Origin of the sequence: uncultured Caballeronia sp. (assembly GCF_964243625.1) — a bacterium.
Lineage (GTDB): Bacteria > Pseudomonadota > Gammaproteobacteria > Burkholderiales > Burkholderiaceae > Caballeronia.
The window spans coordinates 1-11,425 of sequence record NZ_CAXTGZ010000161.1 but is presented as its reverse complement, the minus strand read 5'-3'; the positions used below and the strand labels follow the sequence as shown (position 1 = coordinate 11,425).

Below are 11,425 nucleotides of genomic sequence, written 5' to 3'. Positions count from 1 at the left end.
GCGTTGCGCCGAGCGTGGCGGCATCGGGCGCGATGTCCTGCTCGAGCAAGCGGGCATTCACGCTGCATCGCTGGCAGCGCCGCTTGCGCGCGTGTCGGCGGCGCAATACGGGCGTTTATGGAGCGCGATTGCGGACGCTCTCGACGATGAATTCTTCGGCCAGGACAGCCACCCGATGCGCCGCGGCAGTTTCGCACTGCTCTGTCACGCCGCGATCGGCTCACGCGATGGCGCCCAGGCGCTCACCCGCATTGCCGGTTTCCTGCGGCTGGTGCTGGACGACCTGCGATGCGAATTCGAGGTCAGCGCCACGCGCGTACGAATCCGGCTTGCAGATACTGACGCCGACGCCCCGCACCCGATGTTCGCCTATGCGACCGCGTTCATCATGATCTACGGTTTGTTGTGCTGGCTCGTGGGCCGGCGTATTCCGGTGCTGGCGGCGCATCTGCGCTGTCCCGAGCCGCGCGCCGCCGCCGAATACCGGCTGATGTTCTGCGACGACATGCGCTTTGGGCAATCGGCATCGTATGTGGATCTCGCGCCGGATTTTGCGCGTTTGCCGGTGGTCCAGACCGGCGCTTCACTCAAGGTGTTCCTGCGGGCGGCGCCGGCGAATTTCATCGTGAAGTATCGCAACGTGGATTCACTGGCCGCACAGGTCCGCCGCAAGTTGCGGCAGATGCCGCCCGCCGAATGGCCGGGCAGCGAGCAGCTCGCCACGGCGTTGAACATGGCAGAAGCCACGCTGCGCCGGCGTCTGAAGCAAGAAGGTGTGACCTACCAGGCCATTCGCGATGCACTGCGCCGTGACATCGCCATCGCGCGCCTTGCCGATACCACCGAGACCATTGCGGAAATCGCGCATGCGCTGGGGTTCGCCGAGCCCAGCGCGTTTCATCGCGCGTTCAGGAAATGGACAGGCGTGCGGCCGGCGGCTTATCGGGTCGTGCGAGGCATGACAGAACCGCTATAGTGAAAACCTGCTGGTTCACTCAAGGAGCCGCCATGCCGAAATCGAAAGCCAAGCCGCCTCAAAAGTCGGAGCCCGCGTCCGTGGAGGCCGAACACGTCGAGTCTGCCCTCGACGAAGCACTGGACGAAAGCTTCCCTGCAAGCGACCCGGTCGCCATCTCGTTCGAGCCCGAAGCCGAGTTGCGTAAAAAGCTGCCGGGCTAATCTTCCAGACTGGTCAGCAAGGTCGCGAGTTTTTCGACGTGCTGCATCAGCATGGCCCGATGTTTGTCGATCTGTTCGATACGCCCTGCGAGATCGGCGCGCACGGGCCCGTCAAGCTTGCCCGATGCACCCATATCCTCCGCGCGCGCATTGATGCTGTCGAGCTGCACCATCGACAATTGCCGCTCCACGCGACGCAGATCGGTCAGCAGCAAATCACGGTTGCGCCGGAATATCTGGTCGCGACGCAGCGTCTCGCCTTGCTGCAGCGCCTGGTCGGCAATGCGCCGTGTGGCTTCCGTCTGCGACAGCAGCGGTTCAGGCCCGCGTAACACCGGCCGTTTGGGCGCTGGGTGGGCATTGCCGCGAAAGACCGCCGCCGGCGCTTCCTCATCCATCGCGCGCTGCGTTTCAGGCGGAATGTCGCGTCCGTCGTGACGGTCGTCCATCCAGCGCGGCGGCAGGCCAGTTACCGTTTCCACGCCGCGGATGAACTCTTCGCTGAAGTCGCGCCGGCCGGCCAGGATCAGCTTCATATGCGACGGCGAAAAACTCATCATGCGCGCAATCCTCGCGCCGCCCGCCGGCGATCCCGCGAGCACGTTCAGGTTGCTCCGCCATACTACATACAACGTTTCATCGAAATCTTCCATGGGCTAGTCTCCAAGCAGACGGACTCGCAAGCGTCGCGCAGCGGGGCACATGCGCTCGACGCTCGGGTCCTGGCGAGCCCGTCATTGCAGCGACGCTGCCGAAATGTAAGCAATGGCGTCGCCTGTGGGCATCTGACCGCATCTTACCGTCATCTCATTATTGTGCGTTTTGTCTGAAGAAGCGTGAAAACCCGCAGCGGTGGAAAAAATCGGTCAATTTGACGGGTTTTTCGCTTTCAGACCCACCCCGCACCCCCTCTGGCAAGCCAATATTTGCCAAACGAATAAATGACAATTATTCGTGTAGCAGATAATGGGCGTTTATTCGCCACACGCATATTTGACAAATATTCGCTACACGAATAAAATGCGTTTATTCGTGTCACAGATAAATCGCCATGCGGCAGCCTATTGCTACCTCCCATCAAATGGGCGAAATCCTTGCAGCAGGACGACGGCGCGCTGGCCTTACACAGGCTGAAGCTGCCATCCGGATAGGGGTGAGCCAAAGCCGTATCTCGACGCTCGAAGCCGACTCCAGCGCGTTGACCCTCAACCAGTTGCTGGCGCTTTTCGGCGCATACGGCCTGCAATTGCAGGTCGAAAACCGGGGCGACGCCACGGTCCAAATCACCCAGGAATCAACACCGGAATGGTGATGACCGGGCGCAAATCGCATTCCCGCGCGTTGTCCGTATGGGCCAACGGTGTGCGCATGGGCGTCTGGCAAATTCCCAATCGCGGACCCATGGAGTTCGAGTACGACGCCGCGTGGGCGGTTTCCGACATCGGGCGGCCGTTGTCGCTGTCGCTTCCCATTCCGCTCGACAACGCCCCGCTCAAAGGCGAGCGCGTGCTGAACTACTTCGATAACCTGCTGCCCGACAGCGAAGCCATCCGCCAGCGCATCGGCCGGCGCTTCCGGACCAAGACACTCGATACCTTCGACCTGTTGCAGGCGATCGGCCGCGATTGCGTGGGCGCGGTCCAGCTTCTGGGTATCGATGACGAGCCGGCGGGTGTGCAGCAAATCGACGGAACGCCGCTCTCCGAGCGTGAAATCGAGACCTTGCTGACCCAGACGGGCGGCAACTTCGCTTTCGGTGCTCAGGACGACGAAGATGACTTCCGCATCTCGCTTGCCGGCGCGCAAGAAAAAACCGCGCTGCTCTGGCACGACGGCCAATGGATGAAACCCCACGGCGCGACGCCCACTACGCACATCCTGAAACTTCCGCTCGGTCTGGTCGGAAACCGGCGCGCGGATCTGACTACGTCAGTGGAGAACGAATGGCTCTGCATGCATCTGCTGCGCGCCTATGGTTTGCCGGTGGCGGAGACGAGCATCGAGACGTTCGGCAAGCAACGCGTGCTGAGCGTGAAGCGTTTCGATCGCCAGATGCATTCGAGCGGCAAGTGGCTTTTGCGTTTGCCGCAAGAAGATTTCTGCCAGGTGATGGGGCTGCCGTCGCACAAGAAATATGAAAACGAAGGCGGTCCGGGCGTGATCGATCTGGCCCGCGTGCTTCAGCAATCCAACGAGGCAAGCGACGACGTCGAAACCTTGCTGACCGCGCAGATTCTGTTCTGGCTGCTTGCCGCGCCCGATGGCCACGCGAAAAACTTCAGCATCCGGATCCTGCCGCGCGGCCAGTTCAGGCTGACGCCGCTCTACGATGTCATGTCGATCTGGCCCGTGGAGGGCAAAGGCGCAAGCCAGTGGTCGTGGTTCAAGGCGAAACTCGCGATGGCCATTGCCGGCAAGCATCGTCATTATGCGTTTCGCGATATCCAGCGCCGGCACTTCAACGCCATGGCGCCGAGGTGTTCGTACGGCAATACTGCAGAACCGATCATCCAGCGTCTGATTGCAGACACGCCGCGCGTGATCGAGCAAGTGGCGGCGCAATTGCCGGACGGTTTTCCGGCAAAAGTCTCGGACCGCATATTCGATGGACTTCGCAAGACCGTCGCCGCGCTCGAAGCGATGCCGGACAAATAAAAAAGCAGGACCCGAAGGTCCTGCTGCCCATTATCCGGCTCGTTACCCGGTGATCAAGGCACGTCGCGCAGATAACCTTCCTTCGCTGAATCGCGCATGCGGAACGAGACAATCCCCGCAATCGCGCACAGCGCCGTCACATACCAATAGAACGTCGACTCGCTGCCAATGGACTTGAGGAACAGCGCCACGTACTCGGCCGAGCCGCCGAACACGGCGTTGGCCACCGCATACGACAAACCCACGCCCAGCGCACGCACTTCGGCGGGGAACATTTCGGCCTTGATCAATCCGCTGATCGATGTGTAGAGACTCACGATAGCCAATGCGACCACGACCAGCACGAACGCCACGATCGGGCTCGTGACATCCTTCAGCGCATGCAGGATGGGCACGGTGCAGATGGTCGCGAGCACGCCGAACCAGATCATCGATGTACGCCGGCCGATCCGGTCCGACAGCGCGCCGAACGCCGGCTGCATGATCATGTAGACGAAGAGCGCAGCGGTCATGACGTTGCTCGCTGTCTTGGCGTGCATGCCGGCTGTGTTCACCAGATACTTCTGCATGTAAGTGGTGAACGTGTAGAAGATCAGCGACCCGCCCGCTGTGAATCCCAGTACGGTCAAAAACGCGGTCTTGTGCTGCATCAGGCCGCGCAGCGTGCCGGCCTCTTTGAGCTTGCGGCTTTCGGCGGTCGTGGTTTCATCGAGTGATTTGCGCAAGTACAGCGAGACGAGTGCCGCAAGCGCGCCAATGCCAAACGGAATGCGCCATCCCCATGCCTTCAGCTCATCCGTGCTCAGCACTTGTTGCAAGACGACAAGCACCAGCAACGCTGCGAGCTGTCCGCCGATCAGCGTCACATACTGGAATGACGCGAAAAACCCCCGTCGTCCCTGCAGCGCCACTTCACTCATATAAGTAGCGCTCGTGCCGTATTCGCCACCCACCGACAAACCCTGGAACAGCCGCGCGATCAGCAGGAAAAATGGCGCCCATGCGCCGATGCTCGAATAGGTAGGCAGGAAACAGATGACAAGCGAGCCCGCGCACATCATCAAAACCGAGATCATCATGGAGGTGCGACGGCCGTGTTTGTCGGCGATACGGCCGAACATCCAGCCGCCGATTGGCCGCATCAAGAAGCCCGCCGCGAATACGCCGGCCGTGTTGAGCAACTGCGTGGTCGGATTGCCGCTCGGGAAAAACGCCGGCGCAAAGTACAGCGCGAGGAACGAGTAGATATAAAAGTCGAACCACTCGACGAGGTTCCCCGACGACGCACCGACGATCGCGAGAACGCGGCGCCGGGTATCCGCGGATTTGGAGAGGGCTAGTTCGGCCATGCTGATTGGACTCCTGTCGCGTAATGAAAACAGCGGAAAAACGGCGGCTCGTGGCCGCTCTTGAACCGGTCGGGTGCCGGTGGAAAAGATGACGCCTGCGTAAGCCAGGGCGTTCGGGCGCAAGTTTATACGACGCGGCCCGGCTTGGCGCGTGATGACAGTTACCCGCTTTTGTGCTTACAGCGAGATTCACGACACAAGACGGGTGTCATGATCGGCTTCACGCAGGTGCCTTTCGCAGCAAGGATTGCAGCCCTATCAACGGTTACCGGCCGGTCACTCGAATGTGCGGCCGCGCCCGCGCGAAGCTTACAGACAAGCGCTCTGCAAGCGCTTGGTAATTACCCTGACCGGGCGAAAAGACAAGACAAACGGCGAGCCCAACTATTGCCATAATTGCGGACGCTCGATTTTTCTGGAGAACCGCAATGAACCCGCAGTCATCGAACCCGACGCTCGACGCCGCCCTTGCATCCAAATTTGCGGCGCTCGCGCTTGGCCACCTCACGCGCGAATATCCGAACAAACTCGAACACGTGATGGGCAGCGCCGCCGATGTCAAAGGTCCGCGCGCGCTGCATCCCATCTTCTATGGCAGCTTCGACTGGCACTCCTGCGTTCACGGTTACTGGCTGATTGCACGGCTGATCGACCGGTTTCCGGATCTTCCGGAAGCATCGCGAATCCGCGCGTTGATCGACGACCATTTCACGGCCGCCAACGTCGCCGCCGAAGTCGCGTATCTGGAACGTCCGGAGGCGCGCGGCTTCGAGCGTCCTTACGGCTGGGCATGGCTGCTCGCGCTCGCCGGACAGCTTGAATCGATGAAAACGCCGGACGGCCAGCGTTGGGCGAATACGCTCAGGCCGCTCGCGTCCGCCTTCGTGGATCGCTTTACGGAGTTCCTGCCGAAGTCCACGTATCCGCTGCGCGTGGGTACGCACTTCAATACGGCGTTTGCGCTGACATTGTCAGTGGGGTATGCGCGCCAGGTTGGCAACGCGGCGTTCGAGACATTGATCATCGATACCGCCCGTCGCTGGTACTTGAACGATGCCGCTTGCCAGGCGTGGGAACCAGCCGGCGATGAGTTCCTGTCTTCGTCGCTGATTGAAGCCGAGTTGATGCGGCGCGTGCTGCCGCCGGCCGAGTTCGAAGGATGGTTCGACCGCTTCCTGCCACGGCTAGTTGCGCGCGAACCGGCGACGCTTTTCACGCCCGCAACGGTCACGGACAGAAGCGACGGCAAGCTTGCGCACCTCGATGGCTTGAACCTGAGCCGCGCCTGGTGCCAGCGCTCGCTCGCACGTTCACTGAAACCCGGCGATGCCCGGATCAGTGCGCTCGAAGCCACGGCCCACGATCACCTTGCGGCCGGACTCGGGCACGTAGCCGGCGACTACATGGGCGAACACTGGCTTGCGACCTTCGCGCTGCTGGCGCTGGACGCCTGAGCCTTTGTAAGCCCGAAGCGCAAAGCTTCAACCGCGCGGCTGGAATGCGATTACGCTCATGCCGACCAGCGCGATCGCCATCCCGGCCCAGTCCCAGCTCGAAGGCCGGATCCGTTCAACGGCCCACAGCCACATGATCGCCACCGCGATATACACGCCGCCATACGCCGCATACACACGTCCGGCCGCGCTTGCATGCAGCGTGAGCAGCCACGCGAAGAGTGCCAGCGATAGCGCGCCGGGCACGAGGAGCCATGGCGAGCCGCCCTCCTTCAGCCATCGATACGGAAGATAACAGCCGACAATCTCGGCGATCGCGGTGAGCACATAAAGCAGGATGGTCTTCATGACGGAAGCAGTTAAGCGAGCGTGCAAAGGACCCACAGCAGAACTCACCACGCCGCCCAATGCAAGCGAATTCGCAAGCGCAATCGCCGAGGCAAACGCAGCTTCAGCCCGTTGCGCCCTCGTCCCATCCCCCGCCGAGCGCCTTGTACACCGCGATCAGATCGGTCGTCACGCTGACCGTCGATTGCGCGAGTTGCTGGCGCGTGGAGGCGAGTTGCCGTTCGGCATCGAGAACCGTGATGAACGTCACGAGCCCTTTCCTGTAGCTGTCGGTTGCGAGCTGCAGGCTGATGCGGTTTGCCTCCACGGTTCGCGTGAGAGCCTCGCGCCGGTCCTGATCGGTCCTATATGAGACCAGCGAATTATCCACGTCCTGCAGCGCCTTCAGCACGGTCGACCGGTATTGCAGCGCCGCCTCCGCGGCTTGCGATTTCGCGATCCGCACGTTCGCCCGCAGCGCGCCGCCCTCGAAGATCGGCAGGGAAATGCTCGGGCCCACCGAATAGAAAAGACTCGACCAGTGCGCGAGATAACGGGCGCGCGTGGCACGCGTCCCGACGCTGCCCGTCAACGAGATATCCGGGTACATCTGCGCGACCGCCACGCCGACTTCGGCCGTGGCCGAATGCAGATCGCTTTCCGCGCGACGAATATCCGGACGCCGCCGAGCAAGTGTCGATGGCAAGCCGATCGGCACGCTCGGCGGCGCTGGCGGCACTGCGCCGGGCGTTTCGAGTTCGGCATCGAGCGCGCCCGGCACGCTGCCGGTCAACACGGCAAGACCGTTCATGGCTTGCGCGATCTGTGCATCGAATTGGGGAAGCTGCGACTGGAGCGAGCCGACTTGTGCCGTTGCGCTTTGAACATCGCTCTGGCTCGTCAGGCCGACGCGTGCCTGTTCCCGCGTGAGGTCTAGAATCTGTTGCTCGGAATCGATTTCTGCCAGCGTGATCTGCTTGAGCAACTGCGCGCCGCGCAGTTGCGAATAGGTCTGCGCGACTTCGGCTTCGAGCGAGACGAGCGCATCGTTACGATTTTCGATAGCCGACTGCGTCTGCGCATTGGCCGATTCCACCGAGCGTCGCACGCGGCCGAACAGATCGAGTTCCCACGATGCATCGAAGCCGTCCTGGAAGAGATTGACCGGCCCGGTCGCGGAATCGATTGCGTTGCGAACACGCGGTGCGTTCGCCCCGAGCCCATTGATCTGGTCGAACGCACCTTGCGATTCGAGGATGCCCTTGAGACCGAGTTGCTCACGCATATAACTCGCGTTTGCGCTGACTTGCGGCAACCCTTGTGCGCCTGCAGCCACGGCTTGTTCGCGCGCCCCCGTGATGCGCAGCACCGCGCTCTGCAAATCGAGATTTCCCGCAATGGCGCGATCGATCAGTGAGTTGAGCGTGGCGTCGTTGAATCCGCGCCACCAGCGCGGATCGGGATCGGCGTTTGTATCGATGATGGTCGGCACGCCCGCGTGCGGGATGCGCATATCGTCCGGCGGGTTTTGCACGCGTTGCAAATCACGCCAGTTATCAGGCGCTTTTGCGTCGGGCTCCGTAAAATTCGGGCCGACGGAACAGGCACTCGTGAAAAGCGCAAGCAATGCAATCGATAACGAAGTCAGGCGTTTGTTCATCTCAGTGCCCTCCTCCGCCGCCCGAAGCTTTCACCGGTGAAAAGAAGAACGTCACCGGGACGAAGCACAACGCAAAGATCGCGACGGCGCCGAACACATCGAGATAAGCCAGGATCGTGGACTGCGATATGAACTGCTTGTACATGAGGCCGGTTGCTGTCGTCATGGCCTGTTGCATGGTCTGGCCCATGTCCATCAGTGTGCGCGTCATGCGTTGTACAGAATCGTTGTAATTGGGATTGAGCGTTGTCATGTGCACGGACATGTGGGCCATGTTCGCCTGCGTGCGCTCGACGATCATCGCGGTGGAAAGCGAAATGCCGATCGATCCCGCGACGTTGCGAAACATTGTGAAGAGCGCGGAAGCGTCCGCATTCTCCGACGGCTTGAGCGTCAGATACGCGAGGGTTGTTATTGGTACGAAGAGGAAAGCAATCGCAATGGATTGCGAACTTCGCATGATGGTCAGCGTCTTGAAGTCGATATTCGGCACGAGGTGATGTGTGAAGAACAACGCGCACGACATCAGGAAGAAACCGAACGCAACCAGGAAGCGCGTTTGTATGATCGGCATGAGCTTGCTGACAATGGGAATGATGGCGACGATCATCATCGCCCCGGGCGACAACACGAGCCCCGCAAGAGTGGCGGTGTACCCGAGTTGCTGCTGCGCAAGCTGCGGAACGAGCACCGCACTGCCATAGAGAATGCTGGCGAAGCCGACCATGCAAATGGAACTCAGCGCGAAGTTTTTATCCTTCAGCACGCGCAGATCGACGACCGGTTTCTTCGCGTAGAGCAGCCAGAATATCGCGCCAACAATGCCGATCGCCGACAGGATCGCGAACGTGGTGATGAAGCCGGACTTGAACCAGTCGTCATCCTCGCCGCGATCGAGGAACACTTGCAGGCACCCCAGGCCCAGCGCAATCAGGCCGATGCCGATGTAATCCAGCCCGAGTTCCTTACGATCCTTTTTCTTCTCCCAAGGCGGGTCTTCAACAAACTGCATCACCGCGATGGTTGTGATCACGCCAATTGGCACGTTGATCAGGAACACCCAGCGCCAGGTCAAATTATCGGTAATCCACCCGCCGAGCGTCGGGCCGACCACGGGCGCGACCACGATCGCCACGGCGGATATCGAAAACGCGCGCCCCCGTTGCTCGGGTGGAAACGTGTCAAGGATGATGGACTGCTGGTTGGGTTGCAAACCGCCGCCAAAGAAACCTTGAAGCACGCGGAAAATGATCAGTTGCCACAGGTTGGTGGCGAGGCCGCACAGCAGCGAGCACATTGTAAAAGCCGCTATGCAAATCAGGAAATAGCGCTTGCGTCCCAAAAGTTTCGAGAAGAACGCGGAGATTGGCAATACGATCCCGTTCGCCACCAGATACGCGGTCAGCGTCCACGTGGCTTCGTCGTAGCTTGCGGACATCGCGCCCGAAATGTGCGGCAGCGCGACGTTGACAATCGTTGTGTCGAGCACTTCCATGAACGCCGCGAGCGTGACCACCACCGCGATCAGCCACGGGTTGGACTTCGGCTTCCAGTCGGCGCGCTCGCTCATTTCAGCATCACCTTCGGCACGACGGAAAGACCAAGCGGCAACGGCAAGTCGGGTTGCAGGCCGTTATCGATCAGGATTTTCACCGGCACGCGCTGCACGATTTTCACGAAATTACCCGTCGCGTTTTCCGCAGGGAATGCCGAGAAGCGCGAGCCGCTGCCAAGCTGGATGCTGTCCACGTGACCATGCAGTTTCAGGTCCGGATAGGCATCGACGGAAACATCCACCGCGTCGCCCGGACGCATGCGCTCGAGCTGCGATTCCTTGAAGTTGGCCGTGATCCAGACAGTGGTGGTCACGAGCGAAAAGATCGACGTTCCTGCCTGCAGGAAGGTCCCGTATTGCACATTGCGTTTTGTGACCCAGCCATCGGCGGGGGCGCGCAACTCGGTGTACGAGAGATTGAGCGCGGCCGCTTCGACTTGCGCTTCTGCCTGGTGGACCTGCTCGCGGCGTTCGTCGACGGTAGCCTGGGCCTGACTGATCTGTTGCGGCACGAGGCTCGCGGTCTTCACCTGCGCGCGAGCCTGCGCGACGTTGGCAAGCGCGCTTTGTTGCTGCGCGTTGGCGGTATCGATGTTTTGTTGCGACGTTGCGCGAACGTCCACCGAATGCTGGCGTTCATAAGCGGCCCGGCTCTGCGTGAGATTCGCTTGTGCGGACTGTTGCTGTGCCTTGGCCTGCGTGAGTTGCGCCGGATACTGCACTCGCGCAATAGCCAGTTGCACTTGCGCCGCGTTGAGCTGCGCCCTGGCGAGGCCGAGTTGCGCATTCGCCTGATCGAGCTGCGCCTGGTAGTCGCGGGGATCGATCTTGATCAGGAGGTCGTTCTTATGGACGAACTTGTTGTCGCCGAGATTCATGACCACGACATAACCCGAAACCTTCGGCGCGATGGTGACCGCATCGCCGTCGGTGTAGGCATCGTCCGTGCTCACCTGATTGCGGGTTGCGAACCACCAGATCAGCCCCGCGATGATGATCAGGACGACGATGACGCCGAGAACCTTGTCGAGGCTCCAGAGAGACGATTGGACCACGACCCTGATGCGGGTGAGGCTGACGTTGCCTTTGCGGACAGTGATTCTGATCTTGGTTCTGTTTCTGGAGATGAAGTCAGCGATCCCGAAGACTTCGATGAAGACGGCGATTACAGCGAGGATGAGGATGGCAATCTTCGTTGGAAGCAAGATCTGTCCAAGCAAGCGCTCGCCATGCATGGCAAAAGGGA

11 protein-coding genes and 1 pseudogene are annotated in these 11,425 nt (G+C 60.9%); 6 read left to right on the top strand and 6 right to left on the bottom strand.

Features of this window, described 5'->3' with window-relative positions:
• Both ACFFAR_RS13375 and ACFFAR_RS13370 read left to right on the top strand, forming a co-directional pair.
• Window positions 1-976, top strand: a 976-nt coding sequence (locus ACFFAR_RS13375; RefSeq protein ID WP_375507991.1) for an AraC family transcriptional regulator, incomplete at its 5' end; no start/stop codon positions are given.
• Between the two features lie 32 nt (window positions 977-1,008).
• Window positions 1,009-1,179: a hypothetical protein gene (locus ACFFAR_RS13370; RefSeq protein ID WP_172812017.1), complete on the top strand. Its 171-nt coding sequence runs from the start codon at window positions 1,009-1,011 to the stop codon at window positions 1,177-1,179.
• Here the strand turns inward: ACFFAR_RS13370 and ACFFAR_RS13365 are convergent.
• Window positions 1,176-1,832: a hypothetical protein gene (locus ACFFAR_RS13365; protein WP_062172334.1), complete on the bottom strand. Its 657-nt coding sequence runs from the start codon at window positions 1,830-1,832 to the stop codon at window positions 1,176-1,178. The genes ACFFAR_RS13370 and ACFFAR_RS13365 overlap by 4 nt on opposite strands.
• Window positions 1,833-2,230: 398 nt before the next feature.
• Between ACFFAR_RS13365 and ACFFAR_RS13360 the strand changes: the two genes are divergently transcribed.
• Together ACFFAR_RS13360 and ACFFAR_RS13355 are read left to right on the top strand one after the other, a co-directional pair.
• Window positions 2,231-2,491, top strand: a complete 261-nt coding sequence (locus ACFFAR_RS13360) for a helix-turn-helix domain-containing protein (protein ID WP_174362885.1) — start codon at window positions 2,231-2,233, stop codon at window positions 2,489-2,491.
• Window positions 2,491-3,834 (top strand): HipA domain-containing protein, encoded by a 1,344-nt coding sequence (locus ACFFAR_RS13355; RefSeq protein ID WP_174362884.1) that lies wholly within the window; start codon window positions 2,491-2,493, stop codon window positions 3,832-3,834. Before ACFFAR_RS13360 ends, ACFFAR_RS13355 begins: the two co-directional genes overlap by 1 nt.
• 53 nt (window positions 3,835-3,887) lie before the next feature.
• On the opposite strand, the gene ACFFAR_RS13350 is transcribed toward ACFFAR_RS13355, so the two are convergent.
• Entirely contained in the window at window positions 3,888-5,183 is a 1,296-nt protein-coding gene (locus tag ACFFAR_RS13350) for an MFS family transporter (RefSeq protein ID WP_062002578.1), read from the bottom strand.
• Window positions 5,184-5,611: 428 nt separating this feature from the next.
• On the opposite strand from ACFFAR_RS13350, the gene ACFFAR_RS13345 reads away from it, so the two are divergent.
• Window positions 5,612-6,637: a DUF2891 family protein gene (locus ACFFAR_RS13345; protein ID WP_174362883.1), complete on the top strand. Its 1,026-nt coding sequence runs from the start codon at window positions 5,612-5,614 to the stop codon at window positions 6,635-6,637.
• Between the two features lie 27 nt (window positions 6,638-6,664).
• On the opposite strand, the gene ACFFAR_RS13340 is transcribed toward ACFFAR_RS13345, so the two are convergent.
• The 4 genes and pseudogenes from ACFFAR_RS13340 to ACFFAR_RS13325 form a co-directional block, all read right to left on the bottom strand.
• Window positions 6,665-6,985: a YnfA family protein gene (locus ACFFAR_RS13340; protein WP_062002576.1), complete on the bottom strand. Its 321-nt coding sequence runs from the start codon at window positions 6,983-6,985 to the stop codon at window positions 6,665-6,667.
• Window positions 6,986-7,088: 103 nt separating this feature from the next.
• Window positions 7,089-8,624, bottom strand: a complete 1,536-nt coding sequence (locus ACFFAR_RS13335) for an efflux transporter outer membrane subunit (protein WP_174362882.1) — start codon at window positions 8,622-8,624, stop codon at window positions 7,089-7,091.
• A 1-nt stretch (window position 8,625) separates the two neighbouring features.
• The gene (locus ACFFAR_RS13330; RefSeq protein ID WP_062002574.1) at window positions 8,626-10,194 is read right to left on the bottom strand and encodes a DHA2 family efflux MFS transporter permease subunit; all 1,569 of its coding nucleotides are present in this window, start codon (window positions 10,192-10,194) and stop codon (window positions 8,626-8,628) included.
• Window positions 10,191-11,201: pseudogene (locus ACFFAR_RS13325) on the bottom strand (HlyD family secretion protein); the annotation flags it as partial. The gene ACFFAR_RS13330 and the pseudogene ACFFAR_RS13325, both read right to left, overlap by 4 nt.
• A 24-nt stretch (window positions 11,202-11,225) precedes the next feature.
• On the opposite strand from ACFFAR_RS13325, the gene ACFFAR_RS13320 reads away from it, so the two are divergent.
• Window positions 11,226-11,425: hypothetical protein (locus ACFFAR_RS13320; RefSeq protein WP_375507990.1), on the top strand; the 200-nt coding region annotated here is incomplete at its 3' end.